The sequence below is a fragment of the Mycolicibacterium tokaiense genome (assembly GCF_010725885.1).
Classification (GTDB): domain Bacteria; phylum Actinomycetota; class Actinomycetes; order Mycobacteriales; family Mycobacteriaceae; genus Mycobacterium; species Mycobacterium tokaiense.
Map to the genome: position 1 here is coordinate 1,699,629 of NZ_AP022600.1, position 20,149 is coordinate 1,719,777.

The window sequence follows — 20,149 nt, forward strand, 5'->3', positions numbered from 1 at the left end:
TCCGGGATGTCCTCGTCCCAGGGCAGATTGTCCGGTGGGGGCAGTATCGGACTTCCGGGTTGTCACCCGGTCACCGTGGCGGGACCGCGCCGGATTCGCACCGGCTTCCTGCTTGCCCATCGGAGTCGGCGGTTGAGCCGACAGTGCTGACAGTAACCGATCGGGGGCGCAACCAGGACGGCAGCCATGACGGGGCGGCATCGGGGGCCCGGTCGAAGAGCCCGCCGGCGGGATCGTCGAGCCGGCCGCCGCTGCGCACCAGGTCATCAGCCGGCCGGTAGATCTGGCGGATGATCAGGACACACAGGCCGATGACCGCGAGATCGCGCAGCAGCACGGTGGTGGTGAGGGCCTGCTCCGGCAGCCCCTTGTTCTGCTCGCCGAACAGGAACAGCATCCGCGGCACCCACACCAGGGCGTCGATGGTCATCCAGGCCAGCAGCAGCCGCCGGTGCGGCAACGCCAGCACCGCCAGCGGTACCAGCCACAACGAGAACTGCGGGCTCCACACCTTGTTGGTCAGCAGGAACGCCGCCACCACCAGAAACGCCAACTGCGCCAGCCGGGGCCGCTGCGGCGCCGTGAGTGCGATGTAGACGATTGCGGCACAACACAACCCGAAGAGCACCGCGGTGATGGTGTTGAGAATGATCGGCGGTTCCCAGAACCCCAGCCCGGTGTCGAAACCGGGCCAGCCGGTGAAGCTGCCGAAGACGTTGTACAGCGAGTCCATGTCCTCGCCGCGTCGGCTGTTGAGCCGGAAGAACTCGGCCCACCCCGCCGGGTACAGCAGCATGATCGGCAGGTTGACCACCAGCCAGGCGGCCAGCGCGGCAGCAACGGTCTTCCCCGCCTCGGCCAGCCGGTTGGACCGCAGCGCCAGCACCACGATGGGCAACAGCAACAGCAGCGGATACAGTTTGGCCGCCACCCCGAGGCCGATCAGCACACCGGCCAGCACCGGCTTTCGGCGGGCCCACGCCAACAGCCCGCCCATCGCGAAAGCCGTTGCCAGCGCGTCGAAGTTGGTGAAGATCTGGAAGATCAGCAGCGGTGAGCCGGCCACCAGCGCGGCGTCCCAGATGCGCCGGCCGGCGAGCATCGCGGTGGCCCACACCGTGGTCAACCACGCCAGCGCCAACCCGAAGGCGGCGATGTTGAAGAACATCACCACCTCGGCGACGCCGTTGAGCACCGGCCACGACACCGCCCGCGACAGCGCCGAGTAGGTCTTGGCCAGCGCCATCGACACGTACTGGTACACCCCGGTGAGCACGGGATACTCCATGTAGCGCACCGCGGCGGTGCCGTCGTACTGCGTTCGGGGCTGGCCGTTCTCGTCGGTCTCCAGCCAGCTGGACTTGTACGGGAACTTGCCCTGGCTCAACAGTTCCGCGGTGTACAGCGGCACGGTGTCGGAATAGCAGAGGCTGTAGTACGCGCGCTGATTCTCCCAGTTGGCCACCCGCTGGTCCGATGTGCCGGTGCCGACGGTCTGCAGACAAGGGGACTTGGTGGCCCAGCCCAACGCCATGAACACCAGGGCGATCGCGAAGATCACCCGCAGCGGCGTGAAGAACCGCTGCCTGCCGATCAGCGCGTGCCGTCCCACCGGGCCGCCGACCACGTCGGACATGGCCGCGACCATGGGATCGGTGCGGGTGGGTAGGTCACGGTCGTCGGCACTGCGCGTATCCGCAGCCACCGGCTGCGGGGAGACGTGCTCCGTCACGGAGCCGGCGGACCCGGCGGCGGGACAAGCGCGTTGGGGTCACCTGGCGGCGGGACCGGCGCGTTGGGGTCACCCGGCACCGGCGGAGCACCCGGCGCGGGCGCGGGCACGGTGGTGGGCGGGCCCAGCGGGATGGTGATGCCGGGCGCGAGCTCGATGCTCGGTTGGATGACGGTGCCGGGCGGCGGCGTCGGCGGGGCCGTCGGAGTGGGCCGCGGCGGCGGGGCGGCCGGGACGCCCGCATAGCCGCCGATCTCCGTCGGCTGCGGGAAGTCCTCGTCGTCGGTGCCCTCGAGGGCGCCGTCCATCGTCTCTTTCCAGATGTCGGACGGCAGACCCGAGCCGTACACCGGCGAACCCCACTGGTTCACCAGCGGCTTGGTGCCGTCGGTGGTGCCCACCCAGACCGCGGTCGACAGCGACGGCGTGTACCCCACCATCCAGGCATCCCGGTTGTCGCCGGTGTCGCCGAGCTGGTTGGTGCCGGTCTTGGCGGCCGACGCACGCCCACCGGCGAGATTGTGTCCGTTGGAGTATCCCGCGATGGGCCGCATGGCGGCGGTCACGTTGTCGGCGACCGCCTTGTCGATGCGCTGCTCACCTTCGGTGTCCTGGTTGGCGGCGTCGAAGAGCACCTGGCCCGCAGAGTTGACCACCTTCTGCACAAAATGCGGCCGGTGGTAGACCCCCGAGTCGGCCAGCGTCGCGTACGCCGAGGCCATGTCGATCACCCGGGACTGGTACTGGCCGAGCACCACACCGTTGTTCGGCGGGCCGCCCTGGCCGTCCTCGCTGAGGGTGTGGTCCACCCCGGGGAAGCTCTCCGCGATCCCGGCGCGATGAGCGGCGTCGGCCACATCCGACGGGCCGTTCTCGAGCTCCAGCATCAGGCGGTAGTAGCTGGTGTTGAGCGATCGCTTGAGCGCCTCGGCGATGTTGCAGGTGCCGCAGCTACCGCCCTCGACGTTGCCGATCTGGATGCCGTTGACCGTCAGCGGCGACGAATCCACCTGATAGCCCAGTCCCTTGCCCTGCTCCAAGGCGGCAACCAGGGCGAACACCTTGAACGACGAGCCGGTGGGCAGGCCGGCCTGCGCGAAGTCGAAGCCGTTGGCGTCGGCACCGCCGTAGTAGGCCTTCACCGCTCCGGTCTTCGGATCGATCGACACCACCGCCGAGCGCATGTCGGGGTCCTGGCCCTCGAGCGTCTCGGTGACCGCGGCCTCGGCGGCGGCCTGCGCCTTCGGGTCGATGGTGGTGGTGATCTGCAGACCCTCGGTGTTGAGCTGCTGCTCGTTGATGTCGAACAGATCCAGCAGTTCGGCGATCACCTGACGTTCGATCAGGCCGTTGGGCCCGGTGGTCTGGTTGGCGGTCTGCGCCTGATCCGGCGGAATGGTGGCGGGGAACACCTGGGCCGCGCGGTCCTGCGGGGACAGCGCCCCGATCTCGACCATGCCGTCGAGCACCCAGTTCCACCGGTCCGTCGCGCCCTCCAGATCCACCGACGGGTCCAGGGCCGAGGGCCGCTGGATCAGCGCGGCCAGCAGCGCCCCCTCGGCAACGGTGAGCTGTTCGACGGGTTTGGCGAAGTAGGCCTGCGACGCCGCGGCCACTCCGTAGGAGCCGCGACCGAAATAGATGATGTTCAGATACGACTGCATCACCTGGTCTTTGGACCACTCGCTGGACATCTTGGTGGAGATCACCAGCTCTTTGGCCTTGCGGATCACACCGCCGATACCGGAGCGGGCATCACCGACCAACGCGTTCTTCACGTACTGCTGGGTGATGGTGGACGCTCCCTGCAGATCGCCGCCGGTGAGGTTGTTCTTCGCGGCGCGCAGGAACGCGGTGAAGGAGAAGCCCGGATTGGAGTAGAAGTCCCGGTCCTCGGCTGCCATCACCGCGTCGCGCACCGACACCGGGATCTGGTCGATGTTGACGTCCACCCGGTTGCCTTCGGGCGGAATGATCCGGGCCAGCTCGGAGCCGTCGCTGGCCAGGATGGTCGAGACCTGGGCGGTGCGGATGTCGCCGGGCTTGGGCACCTCGACGATGAAGTAGGCCATGCCGAACGTGATGATCGGCAACAGGATCAGCACTGCGGCCGAGATCACCGCGCCGCGGCGCACCCACTTCCAGTTGATCTGGAACGGCTTCTTCTGCGGCGGCTCTCCGCCACCCGGCGGCCGGCCGCCGCCGTGCGGCGGCTTGGGCGGCGGGGTGCCGTCGAGGGCGGCCTTGACCACATCGATCGGGTCACGCAGGCGCGGATCGGGGACGTCGCGCACCGGCGGGATGACCGACGTGGGCCGCTGGTCCTGGCGGTGCTGCGGGGGCGATGGCAGACGACGGGTCTCACGCTCGGATCTGGCGTGCGCAGGACCGGCCCCTGACCCGCGCTGGTTCTCAGAAGCCGACCTGTCGTGCCGTCCCGGGTTACTCACTGGCCGTTCGCGCGCCCTTGCGCGCTGTCCGGGTGCGCGGCGCCTTCTCGGTGCGGGGCAGACCCAGCACGTACGACTTGACCAGATGGTTCCAGCTGCAGGTTCGACATACCTCCACCACGTGTACGGAGAACTCTTCGTGCTTGGTCGCGAGCAACACCAGTTCCTCGGCGGTGCGAGCGGATCCCGACACCGGCCCCAGGTGGTCACCGAACACCCAGGACACCAGCGTCAGCTGCTCCTTGCGGCAGATCGGGCACATCACCGAGCTGGTCTTGCCGTGGAACTTGGCGGCGCGCAACAGGTAGGGGTTGGCGTCGCAGACCTCGGAGACGCCCGTGCGGCCGGAATACACCTCGGCCAGCAGGGATCGTCGCCGAAGCGCGTAATCCACCACCTGTCGCTGTAATCGCACGATCACAAGAGTACGTCGGGCCCTCGGGCATCGAGGCGGGACGGGCCGGGGCCGGGCATCGTCTTACCGTCACCGCAACACCTGACGCCTGCTGTCGGGGTCTCCTACGATCATCGCGTGGCAACGCGTCAAACAGCTGGTACACGGGCCAAAGACACCAATCGCAACGACACCTGCACCGTGCTCGACGGCGCGCTGGCCGACGGTCAGCTCTCGATGGAAGAGCACCGACAACGAGTGGCCGCGGCCACCACCGCCGCCACCCTGGGCGAGCTGCAGGCACTGGTCGCCGATCTGCAGATCGAGAATTCGCCTGTCAAACTGCCCGACCTCAAGAAGCCCGTGAGCGCGGGTGTCGGACCGGGCGCCGGCTGGGGTCTGCGCGCTGCGGTGGCCGGCGTGCTGGTGGTGCTGGGCATCTGTATCGGGTGGGGTCTGTACGGCAACACCAGCTCGCCGTTGAGTTTTCAGACCGACCCCGGGGCGAAGTCCGACGGCGTGCCCGCGACGGTGCTCACGCCGCCGCGGCAACTGCACTCCCTGGGCGGGCTGACCGGCCTGTTCGAGCAGATGCGCCAGACGTTCGGCGACACCATGGGCTACGACCTGACGATCTACTCCGACTACGCCTCGCTGGAGCGGGCCGACCCGGCCGAGCCGCGGCGGGCCCTGAGGTACTCCTACCGGGGTGGCTTCGACGACCCGTCGGAGACCAGCATGGGCAGCGACGCCCGGGTGGTGGACCTGGCGGCGTTCGACATCCCCACCTTTGTCGGCATCCTGCGCGGCGCCCCGGAAACCCTGGGCATCGACCCGGCCGAGGTGGAGACCGTCTACATGACGATTGGCCCCAGCGATGACATCACCGCCGGCCCCGACGCTCTGGAGATCAGCATCTACGTGTCCCCTGAGTTCGGAAACAGCGGCTATCTGGTGCTGGGTGGCGACGGGCAGATCAAGCGGGTCTCGTACCCCAGTTCGTAGGCGCCGAGACCGACGTTTCGCCGGTTCGTTTTCGCACTTCCGGGCCCATTCGATCGATTGGGCGTGTTCCCGATGTAGCGGTGTATATATCGGCGCGATACACTTTGCCGAGGTGTCGAACCGCCGTAACGGACGAACAGGGAGGTGATTGGGGTGTTGGAACTCGCGATTCTCGGTCTCCTGCTCGAATCACCGATGCACGGCTATGAACTCCGCAAACGGCTGACCGGACTCCTGGGTGCATTCCGCGCCTTCTCCTACGGTTCGCTGTACCCGGCGCTGCGCCGGATGCAGACCGACGGGCTCATCGTCGAGGATGCAGCTCCCGAGGGAACCACCAAGGTGCGGCGGGCCCGCCGCGTCTACCAGCTCTCCGATGCCGGGCGGCAGCGGTTCAACGAGCTGGTGGCCGACACGGGTCCGCAGAATTACACCGACGACGGATTCGGTGTGCACCTGGCCTTCTTCAACCGCACCCCGGCCGAGGCCAGGATGCGGATCCTGGAGGGCCGCCGCCGCCAGGTCGAGGAGCGCCGCGAAGGTCTCCGCGAAGCCGTCGCGCGGGCCAGCAGTTCGTTCGACAGGTACACCCGTCAGCTCCACCAACTCGGGCTGGAATCCAGCGAGCGCGAGGTGAAGTGGCTCAACGAGCTCATCGCCGCCGAGCGCGTCGCCAACGGCCGTACCGACCAGCCGTAAACAACGTCACAACACAGCAGTTATCTGATTGAAGGGATACGTCCATGACTGACCAGGACATCCGGGTCGCGATCGTCGGCGTCGGAAACTGCGCGTCCTCGCTGGTGCAGGGTGTGCAGTACTACAAGGACGCCGACGAGAACGCCAGCGTCCCCGGCTTGATGCATGTGAAGTTCGGGCGCTACCACGTGCGCGACGTGAAGTTCGTCGCCGCCTTCGACGTGGACGCCAAGAAGGTCGGCTTCGACCTGTCCGAGGCCATCTTCGCCTCGGAGAACAACACCATCAAGATCGCCGACGTGCCGCCCACCGACGTCATCGTGCAGCGCGGCCCGACCCTGGACGGCATCGGCAAGTACTACGCCGAGACCATCGAGGTGTCCGACGCTGAAGCCGTCGATGTGGTCAAGGCCCTCAAGGACGCCGAGGTGGACGTCCTGGTGTCCTACCTGCCCGTCGGCTCCGAAGAGGCCGACAAGTTCTACGCCCAGTGCGCCATCGATGCCGGCGTGGCCTTCGTCAACGCCCTGCCCGTGTTCATCGCCTCCGACCCGGTGTGGGCCAAGAAGTTCGAAGACGCCGGCGTGCCGATCGTCGGCGACGACATCAAGAGCCAGGTGGGCGCCACCATCACCCACCGCGTGATGGCCAAGCTGTTCGAGGACCGCGGCGTGCAGCTCGACCGCACCATGCAGCTCAACGTCGGCGGCAACATGGACTTCCTGAACATGCTGGAGCGCTCGCGGCTGGAGTCGAAGAAGATCTCCAAGACCCAGGCCGTCACCTCCAACCTGCAGCGCGAGTTCAACACCAAGGACGTGCACATCGGCCCGTCCGACCACGTCGGCTGGCTCGATGACCGCAAGTGGGCCTACGTCCGCCTCGAAGGCCGCGCCTTCGGTGACGTGCCGCTGAACCTGGAGTACAAGCTCGAGGTGTGGGACTCCCCCAACTCTGCCGGCGTCATCATCGACGCGGTGCGCGCCGCCAAGATCGCCAAGGACCGCGGCATCGGCGGCCCCGTCGAAGCCGCGTCGGCCTACCTGATGAAGAGCCCGCCCAAGCAGCTGGCCGATGACATCGCCCGCGCGCAGCTCGAGAACTTCATCGAGGGCTGAGTTTTCTCGTTGACTCTGCGTTCACCGCGACGATTACTCGCACTTCGTCGCGGTGAACGCAGTGTCAACGTATAGGTTCGCAGGCGTGGTCTCTGACGACGAGTTGCCCGGTCTCGACGAGTTCGCCCTGCTGCCGGAGAACGCCGCCCAGGCCGGCGTCCCGACCGTCCCGCCGGTGCAACGCCTCGCCGCCGGGGCGATCAGCTTCCTCAAGTTCGGCGAGAGCCCGCCTCGCGTGGTGTTCCTGCACGGCGGCGGGCAGAATGCGCACACCTGGGACACCGTGATCCTGGGCCTGGGCGAACCGGCGCTGGCGATCGACCTGCCCGGGCACGGCCGCTCCGCCTGGCGCGAGGACGGCGACTACGGCCCGAAGCTGGCCGCCGCCAGCATCATCCCCCTGCTGCGCGAGCACGCTCCGGACCCAACCCTGGTGGTCGGGATGTCGCTGGGCGGACTCACCGCGCTGCGCATCGCCGCGACCGCTCCCGACCTGGTGCCGCAGCTGTTGCTGGTCGACGTCACCCCGTCGGCACCGGAACGACACACCCAGATGACCGACGCCCAGAAGGGCACCGTGGCGCTGGTCCAAGGTGAGCGCACCTTCCCCAGCTTCGCCGCCATGCTCGAGGTGACGGTGGCCGCCGCACCACACCGAGACCGGGATTCGTTGCGGCGCGGGGTGTTCCACAACTCCAAACGTCTCGACGACGGCACCTGGACATGGCGCTACGACTCCTTCCGCAAGGCGGACGGATTCGACGGCCTGTGGGATGACGTCGCGTCGATCACCATGCCCACGACCCTGGTCCGCGGCGCGCACTCGTTCTTCGTCAACGACGACGACGCCGCCCAGTTCGCCGCCGAGGCACCCGGATTCCAGCGCACCATCGTCGTCGAGAACTCCGGGCACTCGGTGCAGAGCGATCAACCGCTGCGCCTGGTCGAGATCCTGCGCGACGTACTCGGGTAGCGCACTACGCACGACTTCCCCCTGTGCGCGTGACAGGTTCGACGCACGGCACACCGAGGGGGAAGCCATGACCGTCATCGAAGACGCCGCCGCACAGGCGCAGGCGGAATCGGAGTTCGACCGACTGCACCGCGAGCAACAGGAGGCGGCCGCCGAACGCATCCGGCACCGCGAAGCCGAACGCGCCGCCAACGAGCAGGCGCTGCAGGGCCCCGACGGCATCGCCCGCGCCAACGATCCGCTGCGGGTGGAACGCCGCTGTCAGCGGATGAGCAAGTACCGTGCCCAGTCGCTGCTGCCCGTCGCCGAGGTGAGCCCGGCGACGCTCGAGAAGGTGGTGGGAACCGCCGATTTCCTCAGCGTGCGCTACCTCGAGGACGGGGTGGCCGCGGCGCGGGCCATCGGCCGGATCAACGTCCGAAGTGCCACCGGGCCAAGCGGCTTCGGCACCGGGTTCATGGTGTCACCGCGGCTGATGCTGACCAATCACCACGTGCTGCCCGATGCCGTCACCGCGCAGCGCAGCTACGTCGAGTTCAACTATCAGGACGGGCCCGGTGGCTTCCCCCTGCAACCCGTGCCCCTGCGGTTCGCCCCCGGGGTGTTCTTCGTCGCCGACGCCGGCCTGGACTTCGCGCTGGTGGCCGTGGACGCCCCGGCAGAGCAGCTGACGCAGTTCGGCTACAACCCGTTGACCGCCGCGCAAGGCACGGTGACGATCGGCGAGCCCGTGACGATCGTGCAGCACCCCGGTGGGGAGCGTAAGCAGATCGTGTTGCGCGAGAACAAGACCATCGACATCCCGGAACTGCACGTGCACTACGAGGCCGACACCCAGCCGGGCTCGTCGGGCTCCCCGGTGTTCAACAACCAGTGGGAAGTGATCGCGCTGCACCACGCCAGCGTCGCCACGCCCACCAACCCGACGTACAAGTTCGTCAATGAAGGTGTGCGGATCAGCCGCATCCTGCATTTCCTGGCCCAGGCGCAACTGGCACCGGACCTTCGCGCGATCGTCGACACCGATCTGCCGGTGCACACCTCGCCCGAACCGGTCCGACCGTCTGCGGTGACACTGCCCAAACCCGAATCCATGACGGCCATGTCCATCGAAATCCGTTACGACGGAACCATTGTGCGCGCCATCGGCACTCCGAAACCCGACGTGGCCCCGGCCGTGGAAGCACAGCGCACCGACTACTCCGACCGCGGCGGTTACGATCCGCAGTTCCTGGGCCCCACGCTGCCGCTGCCGTCGCCCGGTCCCGGGGTGGCGCTGTCCCCGGAGCTGAAGTATCTGCACTTCAGCGTTCGGATGAACACCGCACGTCGGCTGGCCGCCTACACCGCGGTCAACATCCAGGGGCCGATCACCCGGATAGAGCGGCAGCGGGACCGCTGGATCCTCGACCCGCGCCTGCCCGCCGACCAGCAGACCGGCGAGGCCGTGTACCGGGACAACCCCCTGGATCGCGGGCACCTGGTCCGCCGGCTGGACCCCGCCTGGGGCCCGGATGCCGAGACCGCCAACGCCGACACCTTCCACTTCACCAACTGCGCACCCCAGCACCACGACTTCAACGCCGGCGCCACCAAATGGCTGGGCCTGGAGGACTACGTGCTGACCAACGCCGACAACCATCGGCTGGCGGTCAGCGTGCTGATCGGGCCGGTGCTGGCCGACGACGACCCGCCCTACCGGGGCGTGCTGCTGCCGCGGCAGTACTGGAAGGTGGTGTCGATGATCAAGGCCGACGGCACCTTGTCGTGCACCGGGTACCTGCTCAGCCAGGCCGCGCTGCTGGACTCGGTGGTGAGCCGGGAGGCCTTCTCCTTCAGCGCCTACCGCACCTTCCAGGTGCCGGTGGCCACCATCGCGCAGCTCACCGGCCTGGATCTGGCCTCCTACACCGCGGCCGACCCGTTGGAACGGCTGGAGGCCCTGGCGCTGCCCCGCGAGATACTGCGCGCCGTCGACCTGGTGTTGTGACCCGACCCGGGGATGTCGTTGCCCGTTGTTCACCTTGTGATTGACAACTGCTTGCCCAGCTCCCGTAACTTTCCGCCCTGTTCCGGCCTCAGCCCCGGCCGGTATCTGTCTGCGGAAGGACCATCAGCCATGGCGATCGTGCCGTTGAACCTGTTCGTCAATCACAACGGGCAGTCATCCCGGCAACGCATCACCTGTCGCTACAAGTGCGGCGACCAGTGCGCCCACCCCGCTCCCAACAAGACCGACAACGCCTATTTCGGCGACGTGGTGCGCCAGGCGATGTCGCGGCGCTCCGTGCTGCAGGCCGGCGGTGTGGCCGTGCTGGCCGTCGGCGGCGGCTCGCTGCTGGCCGCCTGCTCTACTGACGAATCGCCCACCGCAGCAAGCACATCCAGCAGTGCCGCCCCGGCCGAACTGGAGCCGTTGCCCGGCATGAACTTTGCCGCGGTGGCACCCAACAGCGACGACGCCGTGGTGATCCCGGACGGATATCGCCAGGGTGTGGTGATCAGCTGGGGTGACCCGGTGCTGCCCGGCGCCCCGGCCTTCGACGTCGCCAACCAGACCGCCGCCGCGCAGCGCGGACAGTTCGGCTTCAACAACGACTTCGCCGGACTGCTGCCCATCGAGGGCTCACCCAACCGCTTCCTGCTGGTGGTCAACCACGAATACACCACCGAGCAGTTCATGCACACCGGCTACGACGCCGACGCTCCCACCAGGGACCAGTTCGAGATCGGCGTGGCCGCACACGGGTTGACAGTGGTGGAAGTGGAACGCACCGCCGACGGCCTCAAGCCGGTCATGGGTCGCTACAACCGGCGCATCACCGCCGACAGCCCTTTCACCCTGACCGGCCCCGCCGCCGGCACCGATTTCGTCAAGACCGCCGCCGACCCGACCGGTCGCACCGTGCTGGGCACCGTCAACAACTGCGCCGGCGGGGTGACGCCCTGGGGCACCGTGCTGTCCGGCGAGGAGAACTTCAACAGCTACTTCGGCGCCCCCGAGGGCGCCCCCGCACCCGGACCCGTCGACGCCGACCGTCTGGACCGTTACGGCGTGAAAGTCGAACCCACCGAACGTAAATGGGAGACCTTCGACCCCCGCTGGGACGTCATCGCCTCCCCCAACGAGGTCAACCGGTTCGGCTACGTCGTCGAGGTCAACCCGTGGGACCCCGAATCGGTTCCGGTGAAGCACTCGGCTCTCGGGCGGTTCAAACACGAGGCCGCCAACATCTTCGTCACCGATGACGGCACCGTCGTCGCCTACTCCGGCGACGACGAGCGCTTCGACTACATGTACAAGTTCGTCTCGTCGAAGAAGATCCAGCCGGGTACCTCGCCCGAGGCGATCGCGGCCAACATGACCATCCTCGACGAGGGCACGCTCTACGTCGCGCAGCTCACCAGCGACATCCCGGACAGCGAGATCGACGGATCCGGTGAGTTGCCGTCGTCGGGTTCCTTCGCGGGCACCGGCACCTGGATCCCGCTGCTGCGGTCCGGGCCCGGCGGGCAAGCCGAGTCGCTGGTCGACGGCATCAGCCCGCAGGAGGTCGCGGTCTTCACCCGGTTCGCCGCCGACAAGGTGGGCGCCACCAAGATGGACCGGCCCGAGGATTTCGAGGCCAACCCGGTCTCCGGCAAGGTGTACGTGGCACTGACCAACAACAGCGACCGCGGCGCCGAGGGCAAAGCCGGCCCCGATGCGGCCAACCCCCGCAACGACAACAAGAACGGCCAGGTGCTCGAACTCACCGACGACCACGCCGGCACCTCGTTCACCTGGGACCTGCTGCTGGTGTGCGGTGATCCGGCCGCAGCCGACACCTATTTCGGGGGCTTCGACAAGACCAAGGTCAGCCCCATCTCCTGCCCGGACAATCTGGCCTTCGACAGCCACGGCAACCTGTGGATCTCCACCGACGGCAACGCGCTGGACTCCAACGACGGGCTGTTCGCGGTCGCGCTGGACGGTCCCAACCGCGGTGAGACCAAGCAGTTCCTGACCGTGCCGCTGGGTGCGGAGACCTGTGGGCCCATCGTGATGGACGACCTGGTGACCGTGTGCGTGCAGCACCCCGGCGAGAACGACGACAACAGCATCGACGACCCGCTGTCGCGGTGGCCCGAGGGTGACAACGGCACCGCCCGGCCCTCGGTGGTGGCGGTGTGGCGCGACGGCGGCAACATCGGCGTCTGACCCGGGTTTCGGCGCGCTGGTGACCGCACAGCGGTTACCAGCGCGCCGAAATGGCTACGTTGGGAACATGACTCATCCCATCCGTATCGGTGTCCAACTCCAGCCCCAGCACGCGCCCGAATACGGCCTGATCCGCGACGCGGTCCGCCGCTGCGAGGACATGGGCGTCGACGTCGCCTTCAACTGGGACCACTTCTACCCGCTCTACGGCGATCCCGACGGCGCCCACTACGAGTGCTGGACCATGCTCGCCGCCTGGGCGGAGCAGACCTCGAAGATCGAATTCGGGGCGCTGGTGAGTTGTAACTCGTACCGCAATCCCGACCTGTTGGCCGACATGGCCCGCACCGTGGACAACATCAGCGGCGGTCGGCTGATTCTCGGCATCGGGTCCGGCTGGAAAGACAAGGACTACCAGGAGTACGGCTACGACTTCGGTACCGCGAGCAGCCGGCTCGACGACCTGGCCGCTGCCCTGCCCCGGATCCGTTCCCGGCTGGGCAAGCTCAACCCGTCGCCGGTGCGTGACATCCCGATCCTGATCGGCGGCCAGGGCGAGAAGAAGACGCTGCGACTGGTGGCGGAGTACGCCGACATCTGGCATGGCTTCACCGATCGCAGCACCTATCCGGGCAAGGCCGCGGTGCTCGACGGTCACTGCGCCGCTGTCGGCAGGGCGCCGGAGGCCATCGAACGGTCCTCTGGTGTGCCAGAACGAAACGTCGACGACATGCTTGCCGAAGCCGACGCGCTGGTGGAGCTGGGAGTGTCACTGTTGACAATCGGGGTCAATGGACCCGACTACGACCTCAGCGCGGCCGAGGCCCTGGTCAGGTGGCGCGATCAGCGCGCCGACTGACGGCATTCACACAGGTTTCACAGATGACATGAACGGTCAGTTTCCGGTGAGTTTCCTGTGAAGATGTAATTGTCTTGGCCTTGACGTGCCCAAACAGATTCAAAGCGGCTAGTCTCGGCTGTGTAGACCCGGTGAACCAGCTGGCACGCCTGTCGAAACAGCGGCAGATTTCACACGTGCCCCACACGAGAGCCGGGGTGCGGGAGGTGCAGATGCCCAAGAAATACGGTGTCAAAGAGAAGGATCTGGTGGTGGCCCACGTGGTCAGCCTGATCCTCACCGGCAAGCTGCGATCGGGGGATCGCATCGACCGCAACGAGATCGCCCACACCCTCGGCCTGAGCCGGGTCCCCATCCAGGAGGCCGTGGTCCAGCTGGAGCACGACGGCATCCTCAGCACCCGCTACCACCGGGGGGCCTTTGTCGAACGCTTCGACGAAGCCGTCGTGATGGAGTACCACGAGGTGTACGGCATGCTGAACGGGATCGCTTCGGCGCGGGCGGCCGCCGACCCCGAATGCCGGATCATCGAACGGTTGGACGCCCTGCTGCCGACCCTGCGCACGGCGTACTCCAGTCCGGCGTTCGCCGAGGCCGGGTGGGAGTTCCGCCGCATCATCACCGAGGAGTACGCGGGGCCGCGGCTGCTGGCCAACATCCGCGCCTCGCAGGCGTTCATCCCGCGCGAATCCTGGGTGACCTACCTGGGGGTGGCCGAGGAGCTGCTGCCGCTCTACGAGCAGGAGACCGAAGCCATCCGCCATCATGACGTCGACGCGGCCCGGGCGGTCAACCTCGAGCGGGCGAACCTGATGGCCCGCGTGATGCTCGACGATCTGCGCCGCCGCGGCGTACTGGGGTCAGCCGCCATCCTTGCGGTCTGAGTGAGTCGAACTCCTGTTCGGCAGGGGTTCGACCACTAGGTTGCTCACGGTGAGGTTTTTTGCCGGCCGCGTTCTGGCCATCACCGTCGTCATGCTGATCGTCGCGGGGTGGGTGTCCACCGCCCCCGCGTCGGCCGCCGATCAATGCGCGCCGCCCGGGGTCACCAGCGCCAGCGCGCTGCCGAACAACCTCGCCGCCGCCAGCACCGGACCGGAAGCGGACCAGTACACCACCGCCTCGGTGGTCCCGCTCGATTCGGTGGACCCTGCGGCCCTGGGTCTGACCACTCCGGGCACCTTGACCGTCGGAACGCTGTCCGATGCTCCGCCGAGCATCTGCATCAACGCCGCCGGGCAGTTCACCGGCTTCGACAACGAGCTGCTGCGCGCCATCGCCGACAAGTTGGGCCTGCGCATCGACTTCGTGGGCACCGACTTCTCCGGGCTGCTGGCCCAGGTGTCCACCCGGCGCTTCGACGTGGGGTCCTCGTCGATCACCACCACCGACGCCCGCCGCCAGACGGTCGGCTTCACCAACGGTTATGACTTCGGCTACTTCTCCCTGGTGGTTCCCACCGGCTCGCCGATCACCGGGTTCTCCGATCTGGCACCGGGCCAACGCATCGGCGTGGTGCAGGGCACCGTGCAGGAGGCCTACGTCGTCGACACCCTCGGCCTGGACCCGGTGAAGTTCCCCGACTACAACACCGTCTACGCCAGCCTGCGCACCAACCAGATCGATGCCTGGGTGGCCCCCTCCCAGCAGGCGGTGGGCACGGTGCGCCCCGGGGATCCCGCCGAGATCATCGAGAACACCTTCAGCCTCGACAACTTCATCGCCTACGCGGTGGCCAAGGACAACCAGCCGCTGATCGACGCCCTGAACTCCGGGCTCGACGCCGTGATCGCCGACGGGACGTGGTCGCGGCTGTACTCGGACTGGGTGCCCCGTGCCCTGCCGCCCGGCTGGAAACCCGGTTCGAAAGCCGCGCAGGTACCCCAGCTGCCGGACTTCGCCGCGATCGCCGCGGAGAATCAGCCCACCGGACCTGTCCCGGCCGCGGTGGCCCCGAAGTCGACGCTGTCCCAGCTCGGTGACGCGTTCTTCTCCTGGGACCTCTATCGGCAGGCCATTCCCGACCTGGTGAAAACGGGGTTGCCCAACACCTTGATACTGACCGTCAGCGCCGCGGTGATCGGCCTGGCGCTGGGACTGGTGCTGGCGGTCGCCGGCATCTCCCGCTCGCGTTGGTTGCGCTGGCCGGCAAGGATTTACACCGACATCTTCCGCGGCCTGCCCGAGGTGGTGATCATCTTGCTGATCGGTCTGGGCTTCGGCCCCGTGGTCGGCGGGCTCACCGGCAACAACCCCTACCCCCTGGGCATCGCCGCGCTGGGGCTGATGGCGGCGGCCTACATCGGCGAGATCCTGCGCTCGGGCATCCAGAGCGTGGAGGCGGGCCAGCTGGAGGCCTCCCGCGCGCTGGGCTTCAGCTACCGGTCCTCGATGCAGCTGGTGGTGGTGCCCCAGGGCATCCGCCGGGTGCTGCCGGCGCTGGTCAACCAGTTCATCTCGCTGCTGAAGGCCTCGTCGCTGGTGTACTTCCTGGGCCTGATCGCCAGCCAGCGTGAGCTCTTCCAGGTGGGGCGCGACCTCAACGCCCAGACCGGTAACCTGTCACCCCTGGTCGCGGCCGGACTACTGTATCTGGCGCTGACCATTCCGCTGACACACCTGGTGAACTACATCGACGACCGGTTGCGACGCGGACGACCACCCACCGAGGCCGACGATCCGCTGGCCCCGTCGACCGGCCGGGAGATGGTGTGATGACGTCGCCGGTGTCGTTGCAAGCCAACGATATTCACCTCGCCTTCGGGACCGCCAAGGTACTGCGCGGCGTCGACATCGACGTGCCCGCCGGCACCACCGCCGCCGTCATCGGCCCGTCCGGTTCCGGCAAGTCGACGCTGTTGCGGACCCTGAACCGGCTCTACGAACCCGACCAGGGCGACATCCTGCTGGACGGCAGATCCGTGCTGCACGACGACCCCGATGCGCTGCGCCAGCGGATCGGCATGGTGTTCCAGCAGTTCAACCTGTTCCCGCACCGCAGCGTGCTCGACAATGTGACCCTGGCGCCCCGCAAGCTCAAGAAGATGTCCACCGAGGCGGCCCGCGAGCTCGCGCTGACCCAGCTGGAGCGAGTGGGGTTGCGGCACAAGGCCGAAGTACGCCCCGGCACCCTGTCCGGCGGACAGCAACAACGCGTGGCGATCGCGCGGGCGCTGGCGATGTCACCGCAGGTGATGTTCTTCGACGAGGCCACCTCGGCCCTGGACCCGGAACTGGTCAAGGGCATCCTGGCGCTGATCGCCGAACTGGGTGCCGACGGCATGACCATGGTGGTGGTGACCCACGAGATGGGCTTCGCTCGTTCGGCCGCGGACACCGTGGTGTTCATGGACCACGGCACGGTGGTGGAGTCGGGGCCGCCTGAGCGGCTGTTCGAGGCCGCCGAGACCGACCGTCTGCAGAGGTTCCTGTCCCAGGTGTTGTGAGGCTCACGGCCACCGCGTTGACCTGCGAGAATTTCGCCTGCAATTCCGTCGGCCGGAGCGAACGACGGGCGTCGAGAGGTTAGACTGGCGAACTATGACAGAGAGCGAAGTCGGCGTCGCGGACGTAGCTGACGTCACCGACCTTGCCGAGGGTCTGCACCGTGCGTTGTCGAAGCTGTTCACCGTGCTGCGCCGCGGTGACAAAACCGCCGCCACCCCGGCCGACGACCTGACACTCGCTCAGCTCTCGATTCTGGTCACGCTGCTGGATCAGGGTCCCATGCGGATGACCGAACTGGCCGCGCACGAGAAGGTCCGCACGCCCACCACCACCGTGGCGATCCGCCGCCTCGAGAAGCTGGGTCTGGTCAAGCGCACCCGGGATCCGTCTGATCTGCGCGCTGTGCTGGTCGAGATCACCCCCAAAGGCCATGCCGAACACCGCGAAGCGCTGACCAACCGCTATGCCGCGCTGGCCTCGATGCTGCGCGGGCTCACCCATGAGGAACTCGAGACGCTGCAACGCGCTCTGGAACCGCTGGAGAAGCTGGCCACCAAGAAAGTCCAGGTCTAACCCAGCCCGGCCGACGATGCGGCGACGAAGGAGCCGGGGTGTAACTAACCCAGCCAATCCAGCACTGCCGCCGCGGTCCAGGACTGTTGCATACTGCCCAACGGTTCCCCGGTGAACGGTTCGTAGTACTCCGCGAAGGTGCCGTCGCTGGCTTGCCGTAAACCTTCGCGCCGCAAGCTGTTCGACCGTTCGGCCCACCCGCGGCGGGCGAAGCACCAGGAGTACAGCCAGGTCAGCACGGGCCACACCGGTCCGCGCCAGTATTCGCGCGGGCGAAAGTCCCGCGACACCGGTGACGTCGACGGAATCAGTGCGTACTCCAGATCCGGATGGCCGCAGAACCGCGGTCCCTCCAACAGCCGCAGCAGGGCGCGCTCCTTGTCGTGCGACAACCCGCCGCACAGCAACGGCGCGAACTGCGCCGCCGTCTCGGTGGCGATCCACCGTTGCGCCCGCACGTCGTAATCCCTTGCCGCCCCGGTCCTTTGATCGGTGGCATCGATGACCCCGGCACGGAACCGATCCGCCCAGGAGTACAGGTCACGAACATCGGAGTGCGGGCGCTTGTAGTCTTCGCCGATCTCAGCGAGCACCGTGCACGCCACCGAGAAGACGGCGGAGACGAACACGTCCTCGACCGCAAAGCTCATCACCTTCGGCAGCAGCGCATCGTCATAGCGCGCTGCCTTCATCTCCTCGAGCAGCCACAGATAGCGGTCGTATTCGGTGTCCGACGGCCGCTGCGTCGCGTCGGTATTGATCTTGTTGTCCTCGCGCTGGTATTCCGGCACCGGACCCGGAATCACGTTGGCGTACGCGGCGTCCCAGCGCGGTGAGTTGTCCATCCCGGACTCCCAGCCGTGGTACACGGTGATCCGCCCGCGGGATTCCTGATCGCGCGCCTCGGCCAGCCAGCGATGCCAGCGCACCATGTCCGCCCAGCGGCGGTCCAGGAACGCCTCGGCCACCGCACGGGTGGACCGCCCGCGGGTACGGGCATGGTCCAGGATGCGCTGCACCGCGATGGCGTGCACCGGCGGCTGCGTGATACCCGAGGTGTGCCGGTTGCGCGGGGCATTGGGCGACAACGCCGAACACGCCCAGCGCGCCGGGCCGGGGAAGTAACCGTCCACCCCGTTGGCGAAGACGATGTGCGGGATCATCCCGTTGGCCCACTGCGCCGAGAGCAGCGTGTCGAGTTCGACCACAGCCCGTTCCACCGACAGGGGGGCCAGACCCACCGCCACGAACGCCGCATCCCAGCTCCACATGTGTGGATAGAGCAGGGGGGCCGCCGTGGTCATCACCCCGAGATCGTTGCCCCGCAGCAGATAGGCCGCGCGGGCCGCGAGCTGGGTCGGCGCGAAGCTGGGGTCGGGTGCCACGGGTCCATTCTGCGTTCCGGGCGCGCAGGGCGCTCGTTAAGGTGGGCCGCATGCCTTCCGCGCTCATCACCGGTGCCTCCCGCGGCCTGGGTGCGGCGATCGCCGCCGCCCTGGCTCCCACCCATACGCTGCTGCTCGCAGGGCGGCCGTCGGCCGAGTTGGACGCCGTGGCTGCCGAACACGGCGCCACCACCTGGCCCCTGGACCTCACCGACGAAGAGTCCCTGGAGGTCAGCAGTGAGGTGCTGACCGAACTGGACGTGCTGGTGCACAACGCCGGCGTGATGTACCCGGGTCGGGTCGGCGAATCCAGCGTGGACGAATGGCGGGCCACCATGGAGGTCAATCTGATTGGCGCCGTTGGTCTCACCCTGGCCCTGCTGCCGGCCCTGCGGGCCGCAGGCGGCCAGGTGATCTTCATCAACTCCGGTTCGGGGCGCAACGTGTCAGCGGGGATGGCGTCCTACTCGGCGAGCAAGTTCGCCCTGCGGGCGTTCGCCGACTCCCTGAGGGCCGACGAACCGGGCCTGCGCGTGACGTCGATCCACCCCGGCCGCGTCGACACCGACATGCAGCGCGATCTGGTCGGATACCACGGCGGAGAGTACGATCCGTCGACGTTCCTGCGGCCCGAGACCGTCGCGGCGGTGGTGGCCCAGGTGGTGGCCACCCCGCCCGACGGACACACCCACGAAGTGGTGCTCAGGCCTCGCTGACGGCAAAGCCCAGCGCCGTCAGCTGCGCCCGCATCAGCTCTTGTTGATATCCGGCCGGCAGCCGGGTCGGGAACAGCTGCGCGTGCACGGACAAGCCGTCGATGGCGGCGATGAGCAACTCGGCGATGTCACCGTCGGCGAGGTCGCTGGTCAGCTGGCCGACACCCCGGACGCCCGCGACCAGGCCGCGGAGATCAGCGAGCAGCTCATCGGCAGCCTCGCGCTGGAACTCGCGCAATGCAGGATTGGACAGCGCCCGCGGCCAGAACGTGATCTCCATCGTGGTCTCGACACTACGGTCGCCGTCGAGGGGCAGATTCTGCATCAACATCGCCCAGAGCCGGCCGAACTCGTCCTTGCCCCGCATGCTGTCCTCGACCCGGTTCCGGAACTCCCGGTGCGTCTTGACGAGGATGGACTGCAGGATGTCGTCCTTGTCCTGGAAGTAGTGGCTCAGCACGCCATTGGAGTAGCCGGACTCGTGCGCGATGGCGCGGGTGGTGGTGTTGTCGAGGCCGACGCTGTCGATCACACGGATCGCGGCGCGCAAGATCTCCGCCCGGCGTTCGTCGTGGTCGACGATCTTCGGCATCACAT

The 20,149-nt window shown here is 67.7% G+C and carries 16 protein-coding genes, 1 pseudogene and 1 riboswitch; of the genes and pseudogenes, 12 read left to right on the top strand and 5 right to left on the bottom strand.

All coding sequences use genetic code 11. From position 1 onward, the window contains the following. Nucleotides 1-22: 22 nt before the first annotated feature. Nucleotides 23-157: riboswitch (cobalamin riboswitch) on the bottom strand. The 3 genes and pseudogenes from G6N58_RS08170 to G6N58_RS08180 form a co-directional block, all read right to left on the bottom strand. Further along, nucleotides 140-1,732 (bottom strand): annotated as a pseudogene (locus G6N58_RS08170) (glycosyltransferase family 87 protein); the annotation flags it as partial. Its footprint overlaps the riboswitch before it by 18 nt. Beyond that, nucleotides 1,729-4,182 (bottom strand): transglycosylase domain-containing protein, encoded by a 2,454-nt coding sequence (locus tag G6N58_RS08175; protein WP_083230991.1) that lies wholly within the window; start codon nt 4,180-4,182, stop codon nt 1,729-1,731. The gene G6N58_RS08175 and the pseudogene G6N58_RS08170, both read right to left, overlap by 4 nt. Further along, nucleotides 4,175-4,597 carry a DUF5318 family protein gene (locus G6N58_RS08180; protein ID WP_083231184.1) on the bottom strand — a complete coding sequence of 141 codons (423 nt, stop codon included), beginning with the start codon at nt 4,595-4,597 and terminating at the stop codon, nt 4,175-4,177. The genes G6N58_RS08175 and G6N58_RS08180 overlap by 8 nt, the downstream gene beginning before the upstream one ends. 117 nt (nt 4,598-4,714) lie before the next feature. On the opposite strand from G6N58_RS08180, the gene G6N58_RS08185 reads away from it, so the two are divergent. From G6N58_RS08185 to G6N58_RS08235, 11 genes are all read left to right on the top strand, one after another. Beyond that, complete coding sequence (locus G6N58_RS08185; protein ID WP_115279067.1) at nt 4,715-5,581, top strand: DUF1707 SHOCT-like domain-containing protein; 867 nt, start codon at nt 4,715-4,717, stop codon at nt 5,579-5,581. A gap of 153 nt (nt 5,582-5,734) precedes the next feature. Beyond that, entirely contained in the window at nt 5,735-6,280 is a 546-nt protein-coding gene (locus G6N58_RS08190; protein WP_068919372.1) for a PadR family transcriptional regulator, read from the top strand. A 44-nt stretch (nt 6,281-6,324) separates the two neighbouring features. Continuing rightward, nucleotides 6,325-7,398, top strand: coding sequence for an inositol-3-phosphate synthase (locus G6N58_RS08195; protein WP_068919373.1), 1,074 nt, complete (start codon nt 6,325-6,327; stop codon nt 7,396-7,398). Nucleotides 7,399-7,483: 85 nt separating this feature from the next. After that, the gene (locus G6N58_RS08200) at nt 7,484-8,371 is read left to right on the top strand and encodes an Rv0045c family esterase (protein WP_115279065.1); all 888 of its coding nucleotides are present in this window, start codon (nt 7,484-7,486) and stop codon (nt 8,369-8,371) included. A gap of 67 nt (nt 8,372-8,438) precedes the next feature. Next, nucleotides 8,439-10,361 carry a DNA/RNA non-specific endonuclease gene (locus tag G6N58_RS08205; protein ID WP_115279064.1) on the top strand — a complete coding sequence of 641 codons (1,923 nt, stop codon included), beginning with the start codon at nt 8,439-8,441 and terminating at the stop codon, nt 10,359-10,361. Between the two features lie 129 nt (nt 10,362-10,490). Continuing rightward, nucleotides 10,491-12,572, top strand: coding sequence for a PhoX family protein (locus tag G6N58_RS08210; protein ID WP_115279063.1), 2,082 nt, complete (start codon nt 10,491-10,493; stop codon nt 12,570-12,572). A gap of 67 nt (nt 12,573-12,639) precedes the next feature. Beyond that, nucleotides 12,640-13,431: an LLM class F420-dependent oxidoreductase gene (locus G6N58_RS08215; protein WP_115279062.1), complete on the top strand. Its 792-nt coding sequence runs from the start codon at nt 12,640-12,642 to the stop codon at nt 13,429-13,431. A gap of 212 nt (nt 13,432-13,643) precedes the next feature. Beyond that, nucleotides 13,644-14,315: a GntR family transcriptional regulator gene (locus G6N58_RS08220; protein ID WP_115281648.1), complete on the top strand. Its 672-nt coding sequence runs from the start codon at nt 13,644-13,646 to the stop codon at nt 14,313-14,315. Between the two features lie 91 nt (nt 14,316-14,406). Further along, nucleotides 14,407-16,146, top strand: a complete 1,740-nt coding sequence (locus G6N58_RS08225) for an ABC transporter substrate-binding protein/permease (protein WP_115281646.1) — start codon at nt 14,407-14,409, stop codon at nt 16,144-16,146. Next, nucleotides 16,146-16,877: an amino acid ABC transporter ATP-binding protein gene (locus G6N58_RS08230; protein ID WP_068919379.1), complete on the top strand. Its 732-nt coding sequence runs from the start codon at nt 16,146-16,148 to the stop codon at nt 16,875-16,877. Before G6N58_RS08225 ends, G6N58_RS08230 begins: the two co-directional genes overlap by 1 nt. Before the next feature lie 94 nt (nt 16,878-16,971). Continuing rightward, nucleotides 16,972-17,451, top strand: a complete 480-nt coding sequence (locus tag G6N58_RS08235; protein ID WP_115279061.1) for a MarR family winged helix-turn-helix transcriptional regulator — start codon at nt 16,972-16,974, stop codon at nt 17,449-17,451. Between the two features lie 44 nt (nt 17,452-17,495). Here the strand turns inward: G6N58_RS08235 and ggh are convergent, their stop codons facing one another. Then, nucleotides 17,496-18,836 (bottom strand): glucosylglycerate hydrolase, encoded by a 1,341-nt coding sequence (ggh, locus tag G6N58_RS08240; RefSeq protein ID WP_115279060.1) that lies wholly within the window; start codon nt 18,834-18,836, stop codon nt 17,496-17,498. A gap of 50 nt (nt 18,837-18,886) precedes the next feature. Here ggh and G6N58_RS08245 point away from each other — a divergent pair, with 50 nt between their 5' ends. After that, on the top strand, nt 18,887-19,552 hold the full coding sequence (locus G6N58_RS08245) for an SDR family oxidoreductase (RefSeq protein WP_115279059.1): 666 nt from the start codon (nt 18,887-18,889) through the stop codon (nt 19,550-19,552). Here the strand turns inward: G6N58_RS08245 and G6N58_RS08250 are convergent. Then, on the bottom strand, nt 19,539-20,144 hold the full coding sequence (locus G6N58_RS08250; protein WP_068919383.1) for a TetR/AcrR family transcriptional regulator: 606 nt from the start codon (nt 20,142-20,144) through the stop codon (nt 19,539-19,541). The genes G6N58_RS08245 and G6N58_RS08250 overlap by 14 nt on opposite strands. Nucleotides 20,145-20,149 lie beyond the last annotated feature (5 nt).